At 42.5% G+C, this 20,618-nt stretch carries 25 protein-coding genes and 1 tRNA gene; 19 read left to right on the top strand and 7 right to left on the bottom strand.

What is annotated here, in order from left to right; all coding sequences use genetic code 11:
* The first annotated feature begins 94 nt into the window (after window positions 1-94).
* The 3 genes from MHH63_RS17280 to MHH63_RS17270 all read left to right on the top strand — a co-directional run bounded on the left by MHH63_RS17280 (window position 95) and on the right by MHH63_RS17270 (window position 1,420).
* Entirely contained in the window at window positions 95-667 is a 573-nt protein-coding gene (locus tag MHH63_RS17280) for a xanthine phosphoribosyltransferase (RefSeq protein ID WP_038569895.1), read from the top strand.
* Window positions 668-768: 101 nt separating this feature from the next.
* Window positions 769-1,086 carry a hypothetical protein gene (locus MHH63_RS17275; protein ID WP_036689410.1) on the top strand — a complete coding sequence of 106 codons (318 nt, stop codon included), beginning with the start codon at window positions 769-771 and terminating at the stop codon, window positions 1,084-1,086.
* Between the two features lie 115 nt (window positions 1,087-1,201).
* Window positions 1,202-1,420: a hypothetical protein gene (locus MHH63_RS17270; RefSeq protein ID WP_076186635.1), complete on the top strand. Its 219-nt coding sequence runs from the start codon at window positions 1,202-1,204 to the stop codon at window positions 1,418-1,420.
* 95 nt (window positions 1,421-1,515) lie between these two features.
* On the opposite strand, the gene MHH63_RS17265 is transcribed toward MHH63_RS17270, so the two are convergent.
* Window positions 1,516-1,962, bottom strand: coding sequence for a hypothetical protein (locus tag MHH63_RS17265; RefSeq protein ID WP_051491615.1), 447 nt, complete (start codon window positions 1,960-1,962; stop codon window positions 1,516-1,518).
* Window positions 1,963-2,144: 182 nt separating this feature from the next.
* On the opposite strand from MHH63_RS17265, the gene MHH63_RS17260 reads away from it, so the two are divergent.
* A tRNA-Leu gene (locus MHH63_RS17260) sits at window positions 2,145-2,228 on the top strand.
* A 1,008-nt stretch (window positions 2,229-3,236) separates the two neighbouring features.
* Here the strand turns inward: MHH63_RS17260 and MHH63_RS17255 are convergent.
* The 3 genes from MHH63_RS17255 to MHH63_RS17245 are packed head-to-tail and all read right to left on the bottom strand — an operon-like array spanning window position 3,237 to window position 5,178.
* Entirely contained in the window at window positions 3,237-3,920 is a 684-nt protein-coding gene (locus MHH63_RS17255) for a hypothetical protein (RefSeq protein WP_076186438.1), read from the bottom strand.
* Window positions 3,920-4,810 carry an ABC transporter ATP-binding protein gene (locus tag MHH63_RS17250; RefSeq protein WP_076301198.1) on the bottom strand — a complete coding sequence of 297 codons (891 nt, stop codon included), beginning with the start codon at window positions 4,808-4,810 and terminating at the stop codon, window positions 3,920-3,922. The genes MHH63_RS17255 and MHH63_RS17250 overlap by 1 nt, the downstream gene beginning before the upstream one ends.
* Complete coding sequence (locus MHH63_RS17245) at window positions 4,807-5,178, bottom strand: GntR family transcriptional regulator (RefSeq protein ID WP_036689422.1); 372 nt, start codon at window positions 5,176-5,178, stop codon at window positions 4,807-4,809. Before MHH63_RS17245 ends, MHH63_RS17250 begins: the two co-directional genes overlap by 4 nt.
* Before the next feature lie 199 nt (window positions 5,179-5,377).
* Between MHH63_RS17245 and MHH63_RS17240 the strand changes: the two genes are divergently transcribed.
* Window positions 5,378-6,187: a class I SAM-dependent methyltransferase gene (locus MHH63_RS17240; RefSeq protein WP_339173052.1), complete on the top strand. Its 810-nt coding sequence runs from the start codon at window positions 5,378-5,380 to the stop codon at window positions 6,185-6,187.
* Here MHH63_RS17240 and MHH63_RS17235 read toward each other — a convergent pair.
* Window positions 6,179-7,426 (bottom strand): S8 family peptidase, encoded by a 1,248-nt coding sequence (locus MHH63_RS17235; RefSeq protein WP_341171843.1) that lies wholly within the window; start codon window positions 7,424-7,426, stop codon window positions 6,179-6,181. The two genes, MHH63_RS17240 and MHH63_RS17235, sit on opposite strands and share 9 nt — an antisense overlap.
* A 166-nt stretch (window positions 7,427-7,592) precedes the next feature.
* On the opposite strand from MHH63_RS17235, the gene MHH63_RS17230 reads away from it, so the two are divergent.
* The 11 genes from MHH63_RS17230 to MHH63_RS17180 all read left to right on the top strand — a co-directional run bounded on the left by MHH63_RS17230 (window position 7,593) and on the right by MHH63_RS17180 (window position 16,111).
* Window positions 7,593-7,964, top strand: a complete 372-nt coding sequence (locus tag MHH63_RS17230) for a hypothetical protein (protein WP_076129971.1) — start codon at window positions 7,593-7,595, stop codon at window positions 7,962-7,964.
* 196 nt (window positions 7,965-8,160) lie between these two features.
* Window positions 8,161-8,862, top strand: a complete 702-nt coding sequence (locus MHH63_RS17225) for a hypothetical protein (RefSeq protein ID WP_341171842.1) — start codon at window positions 8,161-8,163, stop codon at window positions 8,860-8,862.
* Window positions 8,863-8,888: 26 nt separating this feature from the next.
* Window positions 8,889-9,440, top strand: coding sequence for a GNAT family N-acetyltransferase (locus MHH63_RS17220; RefSeq protein WP_341171841.1), 552 nt, complete (start codon window positions 8,889-8,891; stop codon window positions 9,438-9,440).
* A gap of 232 nt (window positions 9,441-9,672) precedes the next feature.
* Complete coding sequence (locus tag MHH63_RS17215) at window positions 9,673-10,710, top strand: ABC transporter substrate-binding protein (RefSeq protein WP_081390516.1); 1,038 nt, start codon at window positions 9,673-9,675, stop codon at window positions 10,708-10,710.
* Window positions 10,711-10,726: 16 nt separating this feature from the next.
* Window positions 10,727-11,716, top strand: a complete 990-nt coding sequence (locus tag MHH63_RS17210; protein WP_051491618.1) for a FecCD family ABC transporter permease — start codon at window positions 10,727-10,729, stop codon at window positions 11,714-11,716.
* Window position 11,717: 1 nt separating this feature from the next.
* Window positions 11,718-12,497 carry an ABC transporter ATP-binding protein gene (locus tag MHH63_RS17205; RefSeq protein WP_076129974.1) on the top strand — a complete coding sequence of 260 codons (780 nt, stop codon included), beginning with the start codon at window positions 11,718-11,720 and terminating at the stop codon, window positions 12,495-12,497.
* A 44-nt stretch (window positions 12,498-12,541) separates the two neighbouring features.
* Complete coding sequence (locus MHH63_RS17200; protein WP_076129975.1) at window positions 12,542-13,069, top strand: HugZ family pyridoxamine 5'-phosphate oxidase; 528 nt, start codon at window positions 12,542-12,544, stop codon at window positions 13,067-13,069.
* Window positions 13,070-13,072: 3 nt separating this feature from the next.
* Complete coding sequence (locus tag MHH63_RS17195) at window positions 13,073-13,498, top strand: DinB family protein (protein ID WP_340034295.1); 426 nt, start codon at window positions 13,073-13,075, stop codon at window positions 13,496-13,498.
* A gap of 162 nt (window positions 13,499-13,660) precedes the next feature.
* The gene (locus tag MHH63_RS17190) at window positions 13,661-14,068 is read left to right on the top strand and encodes a MerR family DNA-binding transcriptional regulator (RefSeq protein ID WP_076309880.1); all 408 of its coding nucleotides are present in this window, start codon (window positions 13,661-13,663) and stop codon (window positions 14,066-14,068) included.
* A 68-nt stretch (window positions 14,069-14,136) separates the two neighbouring features.
* On the top strand, window positions 14,137-15,066 hold the full coding sequence (locus MHH63_RS17185) for an alpha/beta hydrolase (RefSeq protein WP_341171840.1): 930 nt from the start codon (window positions 14,137-14,139) through the stop codon (window positions 15,064-15,066).
* A 454-nt stretch (window positions 15,067-15,520) separates the two neighbouring features.
* Window positions 15,521-16,111 carry a TetR family transcriptional regulator gene (locus tag MHH63_RS17180; protein ID WP_076186459.1) on the top strand — a complete coding sequence of 197 codons (591 nt, stop codon included), beginning with the start codon at window positions 15,521-15,523 and terminating at the stop codon, window positions 16,109-16,111.
* Between the two features lie 24 nt (window positions 16,112-16,135).
* Here the strand turns inward: MHH63_RS17180 and MHH63_RS17175 are convergent, their stop codons facing one another.
* Complete coding sequence (locus MHH63_RS17175; RefSeq protein WP_341171839.1) at window positions 16,136-16,564, bottom strand: hypothetical protein; 429 nt, start codon at window positions 16,562-16,564, stop codon at window positions 16,136-16,138.
* A gap of 291 nt (window positions 16,565-16,855) precedes the next feature.
* On the opposite strand from MHH63_RS17175, the gene MHH63_RS17170 reads away from it, so the two are divergent.
* The 3 genes from MHH63_RS17170 (at window position 16,856) to MHH63_RS17160 (ending at window position 19,734) form a co-directional block, all read left to right on the top strand.
* Complete coding sequence (locus MHH63_RS17170; protein WP_248549236.1) at window positions 16,856-17,599, top strand: SDR family oxidoreductase; 744 nt, start codon at window positions 16,856-16,858, stop codon at window positions 17,597-17,599.
* Window positions 17,600-17,682: 83 nt separating this feature from the next.
* Complete coding sequence (locus MHH63_RS17165; RefSeq protein ID WP_341171838.1) at window positions 17,683-18,768, top strand: glycerol dehydrogenase; 1,086 nt, start codon at window positions 17,683-17,685, stop codon at window positions 18,766-18,768.
* A 105-nt stretch (window positions 18,769-18,873) separates the two neighbouring features.
* The gene (locus MHH63_RS17160) at window positions 18,874-19,734 is read left to right on the top strand and encodes a divergent polysaccharide deacetylase family protein (RefSeq protein WP_341171837.1); all 861 of its coding nucleotides are present in this window, start codon (window positions 18,874-18,876) and stop codon (window positions 19,732-19,734) included.
* Here the strand turns inward: MHH63_RS17160 and MHH63_RS17155 are convergent.
* On the bottom strand, window positions 19,721-20,473 hold the full coding sequence (locus MHH63_RS17155) for an N-acetylmuramoyl-L-alanine amidase (protein ID WP_254847629.1): 753 nt from the start codon (window positions 20,471-20,473) through the stop codon (window positions 19,721-19,723). The two genes, MHH63_RS17160 and MHH63_RS17155, sit on opposite strands and share 14 nt — an antisense overlap.
* Between the last annotated feature and the right edge of the window lie 145 nt (window positions 20,474-20,618).

Raw genomic sequence — 20,618 nt, 5'->3', positions numbered from 1 at the left:
AGTAGGACATGACTTCCGTCGTAATTGCTTTATGATCAGTGATTAATTTGTACGGAATGTCTGCGATTATAAAGGGTATTGGAGGTTCAAAGTCATGGAAGTGTTGAAACAGCGGATTTTGGAAGAAGGTGTCGTCGTTTCGGATGAGGTGCTGAAGCTGGATGCACTGCTAAATCATCAGGTTGATCCACAGCTTACGATGGAAATGGGACGGGAGTTTGCCGGGAGGTTTGCGGACTCAGGAATTACACGTATTGTGACCGTTGAATCCTCGGGCATTGCCGTGGCATTTGCCACCGCGTATGAATTAAAGGTGCCGCTAGTTTTTGCACGCCGCAAAAAAACACTGTTAGCTGATCCGGATGCGCTTTGCGAAAGAGTTCCGTCTTTTACAAAAGGTATCGTTACCGATATTATGTTGTCTCGCCAGTTCATCTCTCCAGAGGATAAAATCCTCTTTATTGATGATATTATTGCCAATGGTGATGCAGCGCGTGGCTTGATTAAGATCATTCAACGTTCTGGCGCTGAGCTAGTTGGTCTTGGTGTTGTAGTAGAAAAAAGCTTTCAGGCAGGGGCTCGGACGATCAGAGAGCAAGGCATTCGTCTGGAGTCACTCGTAAGAATCACCTCTCTAAATGGAGGCACCATCGAATTTGGGGAATAACCTAATTGGCAATAAGAACAGGCCTATTTTTTAAACAACTGCTTTTCACCCTATGGATTTTCCTTTATAATAAAAATTAGACATAGGGAGGAGGCGTCACAATGGGGAAAGAACCGGTGACTGAACAATTTTTTATTGATAAATTAACCGAGGCCAAGGATCATTTCGAGCGTGCGCTGGATTGCAAACACACGGAATTCGACGATCTGTATCCCTATATGATTGAACATCCTCAGTTTTTTTGGTACAAACGCTATGTAGCCTGGTCAGAGCTTCTGACAATCAAAGGTTTGTGCGAAGAGTTATCCTTCCCGTGGAGGGAGAAATTCACAACTAACCAAGTGGAGTATCTGGAGCAACGTGTGATGTCCGCTAAAGTTCTTGACTTCTGGTTTGAGAAGAATGAAGCGCTGATATAAGAATGCTTTAGTAGACATGCAAGTCGTTAATTGCCTACATGAGACCCAGATGATTTATCATTTGGGTCTTTTTTCTGAGACTAAATAGGACAAGCTATGACAGGAGGGATTAATGATGATTAGCGATGAGCAATTGGATGCCTATCGGATTTCCGGTGAGAAAATTCGTGTAGTGCGTGATGGCTTGGAAAGTAACGATGTAAAAGGGATAGTTCTTGCTTGGGATGATTCTCAGGTGATGATACGTCGTCAGAATAGACGAGTAGTGAAGTTGGATCGCAATTATATATTCCAGCCATTTAGTGAACCAAGACAAGATCCGGATAATATATAATCTTCACAGTAATAATTTCCGCAGTAATAATCTTCATAATACAAAACAGCTCTCGCCCTACTGGGCGGGAGCTGTTTCTGTAATGTCATTTGGGACTATATAGTTAGAGCTAATTCAGACGCATTCTCTTCTCTGGAGAGTATGGAGAGTTCTGTGGACAGTCCAAGATACGCGCGCATGCGCAGCATCATTTCTCTACGGAAGCCTGGCCATAATATATTCATCTCTCCTTGAAATCCTCTGCAGGAATATAAGGCTTCGACTCCTCGCTGATCTTGGCGAACGGTAGTAATCTTCAAATCATGGGAGCTCAGCTCGCGCGTAACCTCTTGAAGCATTAGTGACGTCTTCTTAGTGGCACCAGATACGAGCTCCATATATAGCTGAGGGGTCTTAAACAGGCCGCTTCTACTGATTACACGGCAGTCACGTTCGAAAACTTTATGAATAAACGTTAGCAGCAAATAGCTTCTGACCAAGGACAGTTCTTCTTTAGTTACTTCTTCATCAATAATGGATGTGTTTAGCTTAGTAGTCGCCATTATAAATCACCTCATTTATATTATGCGAACTTTTGTTCTCATTATACCTTATATTCGGCAACAAAAGCAATAATTATCCATAAATTAATGAATGATAAGAAAACGACGAAAATATATTGACGTGGAATTCTCAGCGTGGTATGATCTATCTTGTGACCGCAATAAGCGAGTCATTATAATACGCGGTCATGGCGGAATTGGCAGACGCGCTGGCTTCAGGTGCCAGTGGTAGCAATATCGTGGAGGTTCGAGTCCTCTTGACCGCATAGCTAAAAGGATTATAGAACTGCTCTAGTAGCAGTTCTATAATCCTTTTTTTATGTTTTTCAGCAGACGGTAGTGCGAAAGAGGAAGGTATCCTAAGAACCATCACCTGAGGCTAACGGACCCAGATGAAGCTATTTGCTCATTTATCGCCTTTTGAACGTAGTATCGGACCCCAGTGCAGCTATTGCATGGAAAAAGGATCACAATTGGCGTTTTTTATACCAATAGCGACTGTGGGGTCCGATAGGAATCCAAATCTGCCCTAATGGTACGAATAAGGTCAACGTGGTCCGATAGGAATCTAAATGTGCTCTAAAGCTGCGAATAAAGTCAGTTGGTCCGATAGCGTCTCTCCACGCGCAGATTGGAGAAATACTAATTTTTATTTTGCTTCTAAGCTATTCGCCCCGCGGAGTCGTCATCATCACCTGAGGCTAACGGACCCAGATGAAGCTATTTGCTCATTTATCGCCTTTTGAGCGTAGTATCGGACCCCAGTGCAGCTATTGCATGGAAAAAGGAACGAATTAGGCATTTTTTATACCAATAGCGACTGTAGGGTCCGATAGGAATCCAAATGTGCTCTAAAACCACGAATAAGGTCAGCTGGGTCCGATAGAATCCAAATGTGCTCTAAAACCACGAAAAAGGTCAGCTGGCTCGATAAAATCCAAATGTGCTCTAAAGCCACGAATAAGGTCAGCTGGATCCGATAGAATCCAAAATGCTCTAAAACCACGAATAAGGTCAGCGGAGTCCGATAGAGCCTTCGGACGCGCTGATTAGCGAAATACTAATCTGTGTTTTGACCCGTCGATATCTGCAATAGCGACACTGTGTTTGCTTCTAAGCTACTCGCCCCGCAAAATCCGATAGTACCATCGCACGCGCAACTATGCTCGAATCCAATAAAGTTTGTTGTCTAGATCAAAGTCTAAGACACGAAAGAAAACAGGTGCACCCGGCATGGCTTTTGGGACACACCTGTTTTTTTATAGGATAATGAATTACACTGTTGCTCTACGCAGCATCAAAAACGATAAAAGAGCGTATACAACTGTCAAAGGCATGGACCACAAAGCAAGTTCAAATGCGGTATATCCAGCAAACCAGTTGAAGAGGTCTACCCACCACTGATTATAGGTCATTAATAATACACCGAGACTGCACAGGATAAACATAGCCCCTGAGAAAATGAACAAACCGCTTCGGCCAAATCTCCGGAAGATGCTGGATATCATTAGCCCCAGAAAAAACATATTAAGAAAGAGCACAAAATACATCCACAGCTGTTCCATGGCATTACCATCATTTAAAAAGGGCAAATGAAAATAATGTAGTTCCAAACCCCAGCCACCCGTAAGCTTGCTTTCAATGATTGCGAGCAGGTAGAGGAGAATTGAGTAGGTGGCGCTAGTTATAATAGCCATTAAGGAAGTGCCTATGAAATAATCCGTTCTTCGTTGGCTTAAGCCCAGAGCAAAAGGGAAGGTCTGCACCAAAATGAGTATACCGGTGATTAACATATAAATGAAGATGGAGACGAGACCGCCGGTATAGATTGGTTCTTGGATGAAAGAAGCGACGATGACATTTACCAAGAAGCTGGATAACAAGATTACCCAAGGCATATACAACCATAACCACTTATCTCTGAAATGCATTTTTATCATGCCTGCCGTAGGATTCATTACACGGTCACTTCCTTTCCTAGAGTTTTTTTATTTGTGAGATGAACGATTAATTGCTGTAAAGATACAGGTGAGATCTCTAAGCCTAACTTTTCAGCATGTGCGTGATCTTTCGCGTTGAAACCGATAATGGTGGCCGTAAGCAATCCGCCAAAAGACTCGCGGGAAATGACTTGTTTGCCGGCGATAAAATCTTCGATCTTCGCTGTCGCGCCGATTACCGTAACAGCTTGCCCGCGAAGGGCTTCAGCATCTTCGTTAATAATTAGCTTGCCGTTGTCGATGACGATAACATGCTCTAAAAGCTGACTTACCTCATCGATCAAATGGGTGGACAAAACAACTGTGCGTGGATTTTCAGCATAATCTTCAATTAGGCGATCGTAAAACAGGCTTCTAGCTACAGCATCAAGTCCTAAATAGGGTTCGTCAAAAATGGTAAGCGGGGCACGGCTGGCTAGACCTACTACAATTCCTACAGCCGAGAGCATACCTCGGGATAGCTTTTTTATTCTTCTTTTTAATGGCAGATTGAAATCCTTGATTAAAGAGTGAGCATATTCCCGATCAAAGTTTGGAAAAAATAATTCGGATACCTCCAGTACATCGATGATTCGGTACGTGTCCGGATACCTTTGGCTTTCCTTAATGAAGCAAATCTGCCTGAGAACCCGGTTATTCTCGTACGGATGTTCACCAAATACGTTCAGGACACCACTTGTGGGGAAAAGCTGAGCTGTGATCATATGCATTATTGTGGTTTTTCCTGCACCGTTTCTGCCGAGAAGCCCGTATATCTTGTTTTTCTCCAAAGAAAAACTGAGTTCATGGATGGCAGTGACATTTCCGTATGACTTAGTCAATCCTTTGATTTCAACAACTTCATTCATGACTTGTTGTCTCCCCTCTGAATCATAATTGTTAATTGATCCAACGTAATTCCTAATTTTTCAGCTTCACGGATCATGGTTACTACATACTGTTCATAAAATTGTTCTTTTCTCTTCTCCATCAATACTGCACGCGCTCCAGATGCCACAAACATACCGATTCCTCGTTTTTTGTACAATATCCCTTGATCCACAAGCAAATTCACACCTTTCGCAGCTGTAGCCGGATTGATCTGGTAGAAAACAGCAAACTGATTTGTCGAAGGAACTTGTGATTCCTCCAGCAGTGTTTCTTCGATGATGTCATTTTCTATTCGTTCGGCGATCTGCATAAATATCGGTCGTGTATCATCCATTAAGTTTCCCATGTATTCACCGCCAACTTCATTGGTTAGTTAGTTATGTAATTAACCATATATGCAACGAAGTTAATTGTCAATATTTTTAATTATTTTGGGCTGTATCCACATAAATAAAGGCTGCCCAGAATGCTCTGGATAGCCTTTTATTTGCACAACATATCTGCTATGATTTTGTCCTTGGTAAAAAAGAAGGGGGAGTTCAGCTATGAATGATTATGGTCCGGATCTGTTCAAAGATACTGCAAGCTATTACACCAGATATCGCCCGCTATATCCGTCCTCACTGATTCGATATCTAGTGGACAAATTCTCACTTCACGGAGAGGGCCGGTTGCTGGACTTAGGTTGTGGTACTGGGCAGTTAGCGCTAAGGTTTACGGATTGGTTCGAAGAAATCATTGGCGTAGATACTGAACTAGAGATGCTAGATGAAGCAAAGCTGTTATCACAGTACAACAGGGTTGAGAATGTTAGCTGGCAACAGGGGAGAGCGGAAGAACTATTCAATGACTGGGGTTCCTTTCGTCTCATCATGATGGCTAAGGCGTTTCACTGGATGGACCGAGAATCCATACTTGAAGTTCTCTATCATAGTTTAGATGATAACGGTGGTATTGCTGTAATTGATACTTTTAATGAACAACAAGAACCGTTACCTTGGCAACAAAAGGTAGAGGAAGTAGTGAAACGCTGGTTGGGTGACGAAAGAATAGCCGGAAAAAGTACATATAAACATCCCCAAGAAAGACATGAGGATGTTGTAAAGCGATCCAGTTTTAAAGACGTTAAAAGACGGGTATTACCGAGTTATTCCATCACTTGGACTGTTGATTCGATACTAGGAAATTTGTATTCTACGTCTTATGCTTCTAAGCGATTATTTAGAGATAACTTAGAATGTTTTGAAGATGATATGAAATCAGCTTTATTAGAAATAGAACCTACAGGTGTATTTACAGAGGATTTGTCGGTTTCCGTCATTACTGCCTTTAAAAAAGAAGCGGATTTACGATAAAAACCGCGCATTGATCTCACCGCATCCTGCTGTGTTAGGACTTAGTTTAAGGCGATACGTGTTCTTTTTTAGTATGGATTTTACTTGCTTAGGCGTAAGAGAAGGGTTCTTCTGGAGTAATTGCGCGATCACACCCGAGACGATAGGTGTTGAGACACTGGTACCGGACAGCACAAAGTAATCTTTAGCTATCCGCAAATAAGGAAGCTCGCGATCCAACTTGGATCGTGGAGCACGAAGGGAGATGATCGTCTCGCCTGGAGCAACGAGATCTGGTTTCTTCCTTCCTCCCGGTGCGGGTCCGCGACTGGAGAACCAAGTAATTCGGTCGTCCGCTTGTGTGAGCGTGCGACGGTCATCCACTGCACCGACAGTAATTGCTGAAGGACTAATCCCTGGAGATTCGATCGTACTGCGTCCCGGGCCGCTGTTTCCAGCAGCTATTACAACGTTAAGTCCGGCTTTAATTGCTTTTTCTACAGCTTGGCAGAGTGGATCATCTGAACAAGGAAGATTCACCTTACCCCCGAACGACATCGAAAGAATACGAAGATTAAGTCTTCTCCGATTCGCAATACACCATTCAATTCCTTTAATGATTGTGGAGTCATATCCATCGCCATTTTTATCTAGTACTTTGACACCTACTATCCCTGCCTCTGGAGCAGGGCTTTTGTATTTTCCTTTACTCATCCATCCGTTGCCTGCTGCATCCCCTGCGATATGAGTTCCATGGCCGTTATCGTCATAGGGCTGTTTTCTATGATTGATAAAATCTTTAAAAGCAACTATACGGTTAACAGGGCGAAACAGGTCAGGGTGCCGATACACCCCTGTATCAAGAATGGCAATGTTGATGCCTTTTCCGGTAAGCCCCTTTTTCTTTTGGGCGGTTGTAGAACCAATGGATGGTGTGGCTATATTAAGGGATGTTTTTTTGACTTGATCCAAATAAATTTTCTCGATTCCATCCCAGCGGCACATCCGGTTCAAGCAGCTTTTTGAAACTTTGGATGATATCGAATTGAGCAGGTGAAGATGATGTCTGATCGGAAGGTCGTGGGATTTTAAATGCTTTTGTAAAGACTGTAGCTGGGCTGTAGTTATTTTTTGTTTGAATTTAATGATAACTGAAATGGTATTCGCTTTATGCCCTGGAAGATAGGAACGTTGAACTCTTTTTCTCAAGGAATGTTGTATTTTCGAATGATATTGCTCTAGCCATTTTTGACCGTTCATTAGTAATGAATCACCTCTTGAAGGTATTATATGCACTGCAGAGCTAGTGGACACGAAACTATGAAACTAGGATTTAACACATTTTCAGATTTGTAGGTGAAAGAGAGGTCAAACCTTACGATTCTTGCATTTACTAACGTATCCTAAAAAGAAAGTGGTGAAGTAAATGGCAATTATTAAAAAACCAGTTAACAAGAAAGCAGTTATGGCTAGCAAAGTTCTCGCGGCTAAAAAAGCGAAAGCAGCTCCTACAAGAAAAAAACGTAGAATTAGACAGACTCTGGATAGATTTATTGTTGTTGCTATTGGTACAAATGCAACGGGTACACCTAAAGATACTACGGGGTGGACAGCTTCATTGAGAGCTGGAACTACAACAGTTACTGCTGATTTTGACGAATTTGGTGTAGTTAGATTTCCAACAATTAGTACCTTAACATCGGTACCTTATCTTCTCACTTTGAGAGATGAGAGTGGAGCTACTATAAGAAGTTTTAACGTTCCCGCAGACCGCGAATTTTTTGTGGCTAGATTCTAGTTTGGACAAGCCAGGTCAAGTAAACAGCATTCGTCGATTTTATATCGATGCATGCTGTTTTTTTATTTTTCTAACTTTGATTCAAGTGAGTGATTTGTTACAGACAAACAGATTGAGGGGATGCCATACTTTCAGCATCATAATTTTGGGAATATAGTACAAAAATGGACAATATATAAGGCGGGTGAGAGGTTTCGTGAAAGAAAAAGGGAATATATCAGGTATTCAATATTTTTTATTAGGACTGCTTATAATTTTAATGTTAGGAATGGATATGTTCATCATGGGATTAGATCAATGGTTATGGGGGGATTTGTTTAATATAGACGACTTTTTTGTCAGCCCTTGGTACGTACTAGTTGTTCATTGGAGCATAGTTACCCTATTGTGGGCAGTAGGAGCTATGATGTTTCTACTTTGGTTCAGGAAGAGGAAGTTGATTGAACAGGTTATATCTTTTCATTGGAGCTCTAAGGTCATTCCTTTGTTAATTGTAGCTTTTATATCAAGCTTTTTGTTCGCTGTGTTGGAATTTTGGATTAATGGGGAGAGCATTCCACAGATTTATAGAGAATATGAAAACTTCAAGTTAGAACATGGTTTTATGGGCATATGGGTTGCCTTGGTTCAAAACATATATTACATTGTGGAAGCTGTACTAGTTGTACTATTGGTTGCGCTAATGCAGCGTGCAGGAGAAGTATGGTTTAAGAATCCTTCTCTTCCTTATGGGGGAATAGGTTTAATGCTGACTTGGGGATTAGGTCATTTGACGCATGGTCTGCAAAGCGGCTTGTATATTACTGCTTTTTCTTTGGTATTTGGCTGGCTGTTTGTGAAAGCGGGCAAGCAGTGGTGGCCAAGTTTTCTGTTTATCTGGCTTGTATTTGTTTTATAATATTTAGTTTAACGGGGGGGACACCATTGTACAATTCAGAGAAGAGAACAATTACTACTGAAAGATTGATTTTAAGACCTTTTGCATTGTCTGATGCACAGCATGTCAGTGAGCTCTGCAATAATTATAATGTTTACAAAAGTACATTAACTCTACCTTATCCATACCCTATTGATTGTGCATTATCATGGATTGAAACACATGAAGTTGAGTTCAATAATGATAATTCATATGAATTCGCTATTACTGATAAAAATACAAACGAACTGTATGGTGCTATAGGTTTGAGAAATAACCGGACACACAGAAATGGCGAGCTTGGATATTGGATAGGCGAGGAACACTGGGGTAATGGATATGCTACAGAAGCAACAAAAGCGGTCATTAATTTTGCTTTTACAGAAAAACATTATCACAAAGTGTACGCCAGATTCTTTGCTTCAAATCCTGGTTCGGGACGAGTTATGCAAAAATCTGGCATGCTGAAAGAAGGCGTTTTGTTACAGCATATTTATAAAGAGAATGAGTTTGTAGACCTTATTCATTATGGGATATTAAATACGGGAGTTACTAACTAACGCTTGGATTTCATACACCACTATTTGAAGTCACGCCCATAGGGCGTGGCTTTTTTATTAGAAATGCTAGTTGGCTTCAACGGACAATAATGAAATTCCTTCTTATTTAAAATTAAAATAAAATTCTTGACACTTCTCATTGATAACGATTATCATAGGAATCGATGAGTGAAAATGAAAATCATTATCACTACATGAAACGTATAAATATACATATTTGGAGGGATAGATTTTGAAAAAAATATTAGTACTACTGGTTATTGCAGCGCTTATGGCAATGACTGCATGTTCGTCTACAAATACAGCGGACAATCCAAAAAATGAAGCGGTAACGAATACAACTGCTAATGAATCGAAAGAAGCAAATGCAGCAAAAACAACAGAAGTAGCAAATACAGCGGAAGCTGCCGGCAAGGTGTACAGTCTGGAGAATGATGGTGTGGATGAAGCGTTGTTCAACGAAGCGTTAAGCCAATTCCCAGCCAAAGTACCGGAGCGTATTGTAACAACTTCTGTACCGTTAACAGAAATGCTTTATTTGCTCGGCATAACACCGGTAGGTGTACCAACTTCAACGAATCCAATCCCTGCTGATTTCGAAACAATTGATCGTATTGGATCACCTATGGCGCCGGATCTGGAGGTAGTAACCAAACTCGAACCGGACTTGCTGCTGGGAGCGGAATCTCTTCGCAGCACCTTGGACAAATCGCTAGAAGGAATCGACCTACAAAAAGCATATTTGAGAACAGAATCATTTGAGGATCTAAAGCTTAGTCTCAAAGTATTAGGCACTTATTTTAATAAAAAAGATGAAATGAATGCTGCTTTAACTAAGATTTTGAACAAAGAAAATGAGCTGAGTCAATTAGCCGAAGGCAAAGAACTGCCAAGCGTGCTGCTAGTAATCGGAACCGCAGATTCCTTTATGGTTATGAGTGAGAAATCTTATTTAGGTAGCTTGGTTAAAAAGCTTGGTGCTGATAACATCGCAACTTCTGTATTGCAAGTTACTGACACTTACTCACCTATCAATATGGAGAACATTGTAGCCGCTGATCCAGACATCATTCTCGTACTCGCTTCAGGCGATCACGGAGCGACTGAGGATAAGTTCAAAAAAGAAATAGAGAAAAATGAAACTTGGACAAAGCTTTCGGCTTATGCAAATAACAAAATCAACATTCTAGATTACAGCGTATTCGGTGTCACTTCGATTATTAACGCGGAGACAGCCTTAACCGAAATTGCAAAATACTTCTATGAATAATTAAAGGAGACAGCAAGTGATAAATACATCTCGTAGCAGAATTATTGTTATTGTAACGTTAGCACTTGCGCTCGTTGCCGCTATAATTGCGATTGGACTAGGCTCAGTATACATTCCTATACCAGACATCCTAAGCACGATCTTTGGTTCAGCGGCAAAAGCGGTGAATGCGACCATCATATGGGATATTCGTTTGCCGCGTGTATTACTGGCGATGATCATTGGGGCAAATATCGCGGTTTCGGGTGCTCTTCTGCAAGCCGTGATGGGCAACCCACTTGCTGATCCAGGATTGACCGGTGTAACGAGTGGAGCGGCTGCATGTGTGCTTGTCATTATGCTTGCAGCCCCACAATATACGGAGTTCATTCCAATTGCGGCTTTTGTGGGTGGACTAATTGCTGCAGGGATTGTATATGCATTAGCGTGGAGAAGAACCGGTATTTCGCCCATCACTATTATTTTATCAGGAGTTGCTGTGAATGCTCTTTGCGGGGGATTAATAGGACTCCTGACCATCATGTACAGCGACAGACTTCCGGCAGCGGTCCAATGGTTAAACGGCAGTCTGGCTGCTAAAGGGAACAATGCTTTGATGATGGTTTTCCCGTATGCCATAGCAGGCTGGATCTTATCCTTTTTCGCGATCCGCAAGGCGAATATTATACGTTTAGGGGATCAGGTAGCTTCGAATTTAGGTGAAAATGTGGACCGAATTCGTATTCTACTTTCCTTGCTGGCAGTATTTCTAGCGGCTATCTCTGTAGCGGCTATTGGGATGATTGGCTTTGTAGGGCTTGTTGTGCCACATATGGCTCGATTGTTGGTGGGTTCAGACTATAAATTTCTTTTGCCGATGAGTATGGGACTTGGTGCATTGGTATTGTTGATAGCAGATACAGGTGGACGTACCCTATTTGCACCTTTAGATATTCCTGCGGGTATCCTTATGGCGGTGATCGGTGGACCTTATTTTCTATACCTGATGAGAAAGAAGGCGTTCTAACATGTTTACTGTCGATTCTATTTCGATCCGGTATGAGCAGAAAAACATTATTAACAACTTCTCTTTTTCCGTAAAAAAGGGTGAAATCGTCTCGATTATAGGACCAAACGGCTCAGGTAAATCTACATTGCTTAAGGCGGTATCACGGCTAATTCCATATCATACGGGTGCGGTCACACTCGAGGGTACGGATCTAAAGTCTATGACTGCCAAACAAGTCGCTCGAAAAATGTGTATGCTGAGCCAGAAGAACCAAGCACCTAATGATATGACTGTGATCGATCTCGTCTCCTATGGAAGGTATCCACATAAAAAATGGTTCGAAAAATTAAATCATGAGGATATGGACATTGTCGACTGGGCACTGGAGAAGACACATTTAAAGGATTATAAGGATCGAGCCGTTTCCTCGTTATCCGGTGGTGAATCACAGCGTGCTTGGATTGCTATGGCCTTGGCGCAGCGTCCTTTGGTTATGTTGCTTGACGAACCGACCACTTACTTGGATATTTCGCATCAGCATGAAGTTCTTGAGTTAGTACGTGAGCTAAATCAAGACATGGGGATGACCGTCGTGATGGTGTTGCATGACCTCAATCAAGCCTCTACCTATAGTGATAGTATTGTTGTGGTGCAGGCGGGTGAAAAAGCGATGTATGGGACACCAAATGAAGTTATGACAACCGATATGATCCGGGATATATACCGAATGGATGCCGAAGTTCAATATGTTCCTACAGAGACGAAACCTCGTATTCATTTGCTAAGTACCGTTCGCTAGATTCGTGGCTAGATTACATAACCTATTAATGGAGGGATTTTATAATGAAGAAGCCTGTAGATGTTGAAAAAAATAAAGAAAACTATTTGCAATTTATTGCGAATCGTAAAAATCTGATTTTGAGCTTGATTGATGACGAAGGAAAACCTTTTATCAGCTATGCTCCTTTTGTTAAGCATGAAGGCAAGCTGTATATCTACATTAGTAAGATCGCCGAGCATTACAGATATATGGAAAATAACGATTTTGTAGATGCGCTTCTAATTGCAGATGAGTCTGCGACGAATAATAAATTTGCAACGGAACGTGTGCGGTGGAATTGCACATCAAGCAATATCGGGAATGACGGGCATGAGGAGATCTTTGAATTGTTTAATGCTGATCATGGGGCGGCAATGGTGAATTTGCTGCGTGGATTGGATTTTTCATTGTTTGAATTGACCCCTCTCCAAGGGCGTTATGTTGTTGGTTTTGGCTTGGCCTTTGACATCGACGTAGATGCGAACCTGTTCAACCATGTGGTGATCGACAAGAAAAAAGACGAAGAAGCCACTGTACAAGGGAGCAAATAATCTATGGCTTTCACTTCAGTGTTGCCAATCTGGCAAGCGGTGCAAACGCGATTTCATAAAATGGTGAAGGCTTTGCCGGAAGAAGATCTTAACCTTAAGCTAGGGAACTCTACGATTGGGGGATTAATTCAGCATAATGCGGAGGTTGAGTTTATGTTCGCAGAGTGGTTTTTTGGAAGACCTAATCCTCAAGGCGACAAGGCGACATATTCTACATTAAGTGAACTCGTTGATCTGCTGACTGTTTCCAATGAGAATCTAACTGCTGCGATGCAGGAGCTTCCGGACGAAGCGTGGAATGTGAGTGTGGAGTCGGCTTTTGGCACATCTACACCGCTTGAAGCGATAGGCAGACTTATGTATCATACAGGCATTCATGCCGGACAGATTTCGCTTATACAGAAAAATGCAGTTCGAAGTGAAGTATAGTGAATTGGGAAATGATTGATGAGAAAACGGCAGAAATGTCGTTTTTTTTGTGCGTAAATAAGGAGTTTTTAAAAAGGAGTTTGGGTAGTTGTTGACGTTCTTTTGATGTCCTCTGCAGCCTCTGTTTGGTATAATATAGGGGATTCTAAGGGGGCACTGATTATGACAGAGTACTTGCGAGGCCAAATTGCCAAAATGGCGAATGTGAATATGGAGACGTTAAGGTATTATGAAGAGCTCGGATTAATTAGCACTCCCTTACGTTCGGAAGCTGGTTATCGTCTTTATTCGGATGAGGTGTTTAGCCGACTTGTTTTTATACATAATGCTAAATTGTGTGGTTTCACTTTAAAGGAAATTAAGAAGGCACTCACTAAATCTGAAAGCAGCGGCATTAGCATAGATGATTTTGTAAATGTTGTGGATAAGAAAATGGATCGAGTTCGTGGCGAAATTGCAAAACAGGAAATAAAACTAACAGCCCTCGCAGATTTGAGAAAAAATTTGTTAGCCACAGATAAACATCCAGGCGTACAGTCCACGCTCGAAATCCTAAAAATGGATTCTTAACTTGACCTTGTAGTCTCCTACAGCCTTTACAATCTGAGTTGAAAAGAATTGTAGGAGGGATTTACGAGATGGAAAAGACAAGTACAGAGCAGCTTGCAGCGATCAAAGTTTATTTGCGACAAAGCAACCGATTGGATTGCAAGTCTATCGGGCAAATACGGCAGGAGATGGCCGCGACGGCTGCGAACATGCCCAGTCCTACGGATGTTATCGTCGAGCGGGTCATGATTGGACCCTTAAGCGGAGAGTGGATTATTCCTGTGAATTCTGCTCCACCCGCTGATGAAGTGATCCTTTATTTCCACGGTGGGGGTTTTATTTCGGGGACTTGTGAATTTTATCGGGATCTGGTTACACGAATTGCAAAATCTAGTGGCACGAAGATCCTAATCATTGAATATCGCTTGGCACCAGAGTTTACTTATCCGGCTGCTAATGAAGATTGTATAGACGCTTATCTGTGGCTGCTCGCGAATGGATATTCTGCCGGGAATGTCGTGCTTGGAGGGGATTCTGTTGGAGCCAGCCTTGCGCTGATGACGTTGATTACTTTACGGGATGCGGGTGGAGAATTGCCGGCGGGTGCTTTTTTAATCTCACCACATACAGATCTCGTCCATTTGGATGGTGAATCGTATCTGAGTCGAGCGGAGTTTGATCCAACAGGCAGCTTAGACGGAAATAAACGAATAATTGATGTTTATCTAGGTGCTCGGACAGAACTAGCTCCTATATTATCTCCCTTAAGGTTGGATTTGCAGGGATTACCTGATTTATTTGTTCAAGTAGGCGACCACGAGGTATTGTTAAGTGATGCAACGAGGTTGGCTGAACGAGCACAAGCTGCGGATGTTCATGTAGAACTGGAAATATGGGAGAACATGTGGAGTGTCTTTCACTTTTTAGCTTATATGCTGCCAGAGGCGCAGCAAGCGATTGCGAATGTCGGTAAGTTTGTTAGAACGAGACTAGATCGGATTGAGCAAAAAAGCAGCTGATATTCCCCGCCTTCTTGAGAGATCAAGGAGGTTTTTTGGTGAAATCGTAGGTTAGCAGAAGGTGGATTGCTAGATACTAGGCTTCTTCATCGTAACGGACCGTATTGCAGCTATTTGCTCAATTTGGCGCGTTTGACTAACTTTTCGGACTGCACAGCTCTTATTGGCACATAAGAACGCTGAAAAGGTGGGGATTTGGGTGAATAGCTGCATTGGAGTCCGATAGCATGGCGAATTACGGTGATTTCTGAAAATAAGGGCTCCTCAGTCCGAATTCATGTAGTACGGGGGCTACGGAGAATAAGATACTAAACTGGGACTTAAGTTTAATAATTGGGTGCGAGTATATACTGATAATGATTTAACGAATGACAAAGTGGTAATATTGTCAGTTCGTTTTTGAACATAATATGCTATGATAATTACCACCAGAGATAGAGCGAGGGGAATACATATGTCGAATGATCTTCCATTATCAAAAGAAAACATTTTGGACGCGGCTGAACAAGTGCTCCGGCGTTTTGGCCCGGACAAGACTTCTGTTGTAGATGTAGCGAAGGTGCTTAAAGTAAGTCATGGTACGTTGTATAGACATTTTTCCAGTAAATCTGCTTTGCGAGAAGCCGTAACCGAAAGATGGTTGCAGTATAATATTTCAGAGCCTTTAAAGAATATTTCAGAGCATTTTGATGGGAATGCCAAAGAGCAGCTCCGATTATGGATGGATACGCTGATTCGTAGTAAACGCACCTATGCTGTGGATGATGCCGAAATGTTTGCTATGTACGCAGCTGTAACTTTAGAAGCGGTGGATATGATTACCCTACACGTAGATCAATTAATTGGGCAAATCGCAGGCATTATTGAAAAAGGCATACAATCCAAAGAGTATAGAGTGGTTGAACCAGTGGTAACGGCTAGAGCAATTTTTAATGCTACTTCGCGGTATCATCATCCAGCACATGCTATAGAGTGGCAGTCGGCTACGATTGATCAGGATTTCGCCTCCGTTTGGGATTTGATTATTTCCGGGATTTCTTTGTAACATCTACTTAAAACCTTCTGATATTCAGGAGGTTTTTTTGTGTCTTAAAGAGGTATAAATCCCGTAGATATGATTGAATTGTGCGACTAGCGGCGAATGAACGGTATAAATCCCGTAGATTAGTCTGAATGGAGCGACTAGCGGCAGATGAACGGTATAAATCCCGTTGAATTGATTGAATTGTGTGACTAGCAGCAGATGAATGGTATAAATCTCGCAGTTTAGGCTGAATCGAGCGACAAGCAGCAAATGAACGCTATAAATCCCGTAAATTAGTCTGAATCGAGCGACTAGCGGCGAATGAACGGTATAAATCCCGTAGATTAGGCTGAACCGAGCGACTAGCGGCAGATGAACGGTATAAATCCCGTAGATTAGGCTGAATCGAGCGACTAGCGGCGAATGAACGGTATAAATCCCGTAGATTAGGCTGAATTGTGCGAGTTGCAGCAAATGAACGGTATAAATCCCGTAGATTAGGCTGAATCGAGCGACTAGCGGCGAATGAGGCGAATGAGAGGTATAAATCCCGTAGATTTGATTGAATCGAGCGACTAGCAGCAGATGAACGGTATAAATCCAGTTGATTAGGCTGAATTGAGCAACTAGGGGCGAATGAACGGTATAAATCCCGTGTGCAAAACCAATATTAATGACAAATATTAAAAAATGTCACTTGTAATTTGTAATCGATCGATTTATAATCAGACCAACAAGAAGGACAAAGTGATAGGAGGAGTAATTATGAATCAGAATTTAGCTGGAAAAGTAGCATTAGTAACAGGTGCATCGAGAGGCATGGGCCGGGAGATTGCGGAGAACTTGGCACAACAGGGTGCGAAGGTGGTCGTTAACTATTCGAGTAACCCCGGCAAAGCAGAGGAAGTCGTAACCGGTATTAACCTGAAGGGTGGAGAGGCCGTCGCTATTCGGGCAGACATCAGCCAGGTGGCAGAACTTGAACAATTATTCCAAACCACACTAGAAGCCTATGGACAACTCGACATTCTCGTCAACAACGCCGGGATTATGATTACGAAGCCGATACTAAATATGACGGAAGAAGATTTCGACAAGCAGTTTGCGATAAATGTAAAAGGCACCTTTTTTGCTTGCCAGCAAGCAGCTAAATATATGAATGATAACGGACGGATTATCAATTTTTCAACTTCCGTTACGGGTCAAATGTTCCCGACCTACAGCGTCTATGCAGGAACTAAGGGAGCAGTGGAACAAATCACTCGTCAGCTGGCCAAAGAATTTGGACGAAAAGGAATCACTATCAATGCTGTTTCACCTGGACCTGTGAATACGGAGTTATTTACCGTAGGGAAATCAGTGGAAGAGATTGCGACCGTGGGGAATATGAATTCCTTTGGACGTTTAGGCGAGCCTGAGGATATCTCAAACATTGTGTTGTTCTTAGCCAGCAAAGAATCACAGTGGGTTACAGGTCAGACGATCCGTGTGAATGGTGGATTTATTTAAGCTGGTGGTTAAAGGGATCTTTTTAATAGCTGAATGTGGTCAATCCTTCTAATATGAATGTAAATAAAAGGAGGAGTGAAAACATGACGCAGATCATCTGCTCACCGACTAAATATATACAAGGACATGGTGAAATTCGTAAGCTGGGAGATTATTGTTTGCAGCTAGGAGCGACAAGAGCTTATGCCATTATTGATCCTTATATTTTCTCTGTGTACAAAAAAGAGATCACATACAGTTTTGAAATGAACGAAATGCCACTAGTGATGTGTGAATTCAAGGGCGAGTGTAGCCGTAATCAGGTCAATGAGATAGTAACCGCAATTGGCTTGAAGGATACCGAAGTCATTATAGGGATTGGCGGCGGCAAGACCTTAGATACGGCAAAAGCAGTAAGCCACATGAGTAACCTCCCGGTGGTTATTGTACCCACAGTGGCTTCAACGGATGCACCTTGCAGTGCTTTATCAGTGTTGTATACGGATGAGGGAGACTTTGACTGTTATCTTCCATTAAAAAGAAATCCTGATCTGGTTGTCGTAGATGTCGATATCATTGCTAAAGCTCCTGCAAGATTACTTGTTGCCGGAATGGGAGACGCTTTGTCCACTTTTTACGAAGCAAGAGCTTGTCGAGAATCTGGGGCTATTACACACGCAGGTGGGACTAGCACAATTGCAGCCCTTTCATTAGCTCGTGCCTGTCTGGATACCCTTCTTGCAGAGGGTGAAACGGCATTAAAAGATGTTAAGCAAGGCATCACCTCTCCTGCGGTGGAACATATCATTGAAGCCAATATTTACTTGAGTGGCATTGGGTTTGAAAGTGGAGGACTTGCTGCGGCGCATGCGATTCATAATGGATTGACGCTGCATGAGGAATGCAGGAATACTCTTCATGGTGAAAAGGTTGCTTTTGCTACGATCATTCAGCTTGTACTGGAGAAAGCACCATATGAAGAGATTGATCAGGTGATTGGTTTCTGCAAAAAAATCGGTCTTCCCGTTACTCTCAACGATCTTGGAATTACCAGTAAGGATATTGATCCATTGATGATGGTGGCGGAAGCTAGCTGTTCTGAGGATAGCCCCATCTGGAATATGCCATTTGAAGTTAAAGCTGTGGATGTGCTGGAAGCAATTCTTGCCGCAGACGCGCGGGGACAATAGAAAAAGCCCGATTGTAAATTATTGCGAACCCTCCCCGTACATATTTAACCTTCGTGAACCAAACAATGAGAATAATTGTTTAAGACGAAGGAGGCGTTCCTCTTGATGAAGGACAGTCGAAAGTTCAAACGTTATTTACTAATTTGGATTGCTGTTGCTGTTTTAATGGTTACTTTAATCGCTCCCATGCCACCGTCTGTTTCAGCTGCCGAGTCCAGAGACAACCCTACAAACACACCAAGTGAAGAGAAGACATCTCAACGTAATAAGGTCGTAATTATTATTGACGATTTCGGCAATGGCATGAAGGGGACGGATGAAATGTTTTCGCTGCCAATAAAGCTTACTGTGGCGGTTATGCCCTTTTTGCCTACATCTGTGAAGGATGCCACACGCGCGCATGAACGCGGAGATGATGTTCTGGTCCATTTGCCGATGGAGCCCCGCCAAGGGAATCCTAAATGGCTTGGACCCGGAGCTATACTGGCTAAGATGTCTGATGAGGAAGTGCGTCAAAAGGTGGAGGCAGCGCTCGATAATGTGCCCTATGCTATCGGTATAAACAACCACATGGGCTCTAAAATTACTGGGGACGAACGGATTATGGGTGTGATCTTATCCGTGTGCAAAGAGCGGGGATTGTTTTTTGTGGATAGTAAAACCAACTACCGTTCTGTTGCTGGTAATATGGCTTATCGAATGGGACTGCCGCGCGTAGAGAACCATATCTTTTTGGATGATACACATACAGCTAATCATGTGCTGAAACAAATGGGTCTCGTAAATAATCTGGCGAAGGATCAACGATTCTGCGTAACTATCGGTCATGTTGGTGTATATGGAAAAGAAACCGCCGCAGGCATCCGCAGCGGTGTGGAGCAAATAAAAGATGATGTTGAATTTATAGGCATTTCTGATCTCGTTAAAAACGAAATGAAATGGAACTCGAATCCTACACTTCCATAAGATAAGCTACTATGCCGCCAGCAATTGCTTCAGCAATTTCTTGTTGCCCTTTAGGGGTGCACAGCTTTTCGCGATCTGTCGGACTGCTTACAAAACCCGCCTCAACAATTACGGTTGTGGCGGTTATTTTGTTGAGTAAATAAAAAGGTTTACCTGGTCTTGTCTCAGCCTGGATATTATAGAGACTGTTTAATTGTTGCTGAATGGTCTGGGCAAGAATAAAGCTGCGGCCTTCTTGGCGATATAACACAAGCGGACCATGCTTGGATGGTGAAGGTGCCCAGTTAACATGGATGCTGACCACTACAGTAGCTGGTAATGTCTCAGCCAGCTCTTTACGCTGGGCAAGGTCGCGCAGATGCCGGGATTTACTGCGCAGCCAGCGGTTCTCATCGCTTGGGGCGTAATCTCCATTACGATTTAAGGCAACGTCAAATCCATCGCTGCGCAGCAGCAGAAATAATCGGCGTGAGATATCTAATGTAATATCCTTCTCAAGAATGTTGCCGTAGGAAGTTCCTCCGTCGATCCCCCCATGTCCTGCATCAATTAAGATCATCCGGTGGCCGTGGCTTAAGAGATGCTGACGTTCATCATTCACTACGGGTTTGGATGGAGTTGCAGTAGCATATGCACTCCCCATAAACAGCATTAGAAGTCCAACTGTGGTTAAAGTAATACGCAAGCCGCATATTGCAGCTGCTGTCTTGGAATAAGCTTTATTTCTCCCAATGTTCAAATGAACTCCTCCTTGCATGTGAATAACCTCGTGCCCTAGATTCTTTGTTAGATTGTGCTTTAATAGGTAAACCTATTCGAACAATTCGAGACAAGAGTTTAGATATATGCTCGGTGGTGCACACTAAGAGCATGGAACGACGCTG

It is taken from the genome of Paenibacillus sp. FSL H3-0310 (assembly GCF_038002785.1).
GTDB classification, from domain to species: Bacteria; Bacillota; Bacilli; order Paenibacillales; family Paenibacillaceae; genus Paenibacillus_AQ; species Paenibacillus_AQ odorifer.
Note: the sequence above shows the minus strand (reverse complement) of the source record. Positions and strands in the feature narration are given on the sequence as shown.

Excerpts from the sequence above, each read along its gene's own strand:
- MHH63_RS17280 (WP_038569895.1), top strand. The coding sequence starts at position 95 with ATGGAAGTGTTGAAACAGCGGATTTTGGAAGAAGGTGTCGTCGTTTCG.
- MHH63_RS17185 (WP_341171840.1), top strand. The coding sequence starts at position 14,137 with ATGGAAAAGACAAGTACAGAGCAGCTTGCAGCGATCAAAGTTTATTTG.
- MHH63_RS17195 (WP_340034295.1), top strand. The coding sequence starts at position 13,073 with ATGGCTTTCACTTCAGTGTTGCCAATCTGGCAAGCGGTGCAAACGCGA.
- MHH63_RS17255 (WP_076186438.1), bottom strand. The coding sequence starts at position 3,920 with ATGAATCCTACGGCAGGCATGATAAAAATGCATTTCAGAGATAAGTGG.
- MHH63_RS17200 (WP_076129975.1), top strand. The coding sequence starts at position 12,542 with ATGAAGAAGCCTGTAGATGTTGAAAAAAATAAAGAAAACTATTTGCAA.
- MHH63_RS17230 (WP_076129971.1), top strand. The coding sequence starts at position 7,593 with ATGGCAATTATTAAAAAACCAGTTAACAAGAAAGCAGTTATGGCTAGC.
- MHH63_RS17235 (WP_341171843.1), bottom strand. The coding sequence starts at position 7,426 with ATGAACGGTCAAAAATGGCTAGAGCAATATCATTCGAAAATACAACAT.
- MHH63_RS17170 (WP_248549236.1), top strand. The coding sequence starts at position 16,856 with ATGAATCAGAATTTAGCTGGAAAAGTAGCATTAGTAACAGGTGCATCG.
- MHH63_RS17265 (WP_051491615.1), bottom strand. The coding sequence starts at position 1,962 with ATGGCGACTACTAAGCTAAACACATCCATTATTGATGAAGAAGTAACT.
- MHH63_RS17250 (WP_076301198.1), bottom strand. The coding sequence starts at position 4,810 with ATGAATGAAGTTGTTGAAATCAAAGGATTGACTAAGTCATACGGAAAT.
- MHH63_RS17240 (WP_339173052.1), top strand. The coding sequence starts at position 5,378 with ATGAATGATTATGGTCCGGATCTGTTCAAAGATACTGCAAGCTATTAC.
- MHH63_RS17190 (WP_076309880.1), top strand. The coding sequence starts at position 13,661 with ATGACAGAGTACTTGCGAGGCCAAATTGCCAAAATGGCGAATGTGAAT.
- MHH63_RS17160 (WP_341171837.1), top strand. The coding sequence starts at position 18,874 with ATGAAGGACAGTCGAAAGTTCAAACGTTATTTACTAATTTGGATTGCT.
- MHH63_RS17165 (WP_341171838.1), top strand. The coding sequence starts at position 17,683 with ATGACGCAGATCATCTGCTCACCGACTAAATATATACAAGGACATGGT.
- MHH63_RS17275 (WP_036689410.1), top strand. The coding sequence starts at position 769 with ATGGGGAAAGAACCGGTGACTGAACAATTTTTTATTGATAAATTAACC.
- MHH63_RS17205 (WP_076129974.1), top strand. The coding sequence starts at position 11,718 with ATGTTTACTGTCGATTCTATTTCGATCCGGTATGAGCAGAAAAACATT.
- MHH63_RS17180 (WP_076186459.1), top strand. The coding sequence starts at position 15,521 with ATGTCGAATGATCTTCCATTATCAAAAGAAAACATTTTGGACGCGGCT.
- MHH63_RS17270 (WP_076186635.1), top strand. The coding sequence starts at position 1,202 with ATGATTAGCGATGAGCAATTGGATGCCTATCGGATTTCCGGTGAGAAA.
- MHH63_RS17245 (WP_036689422.1), bottom strand. The coding sequence starts at position 5,178 with ATGGGAAACTTAATGGATGATACACGACCGATATTTATGCAGATCGCC.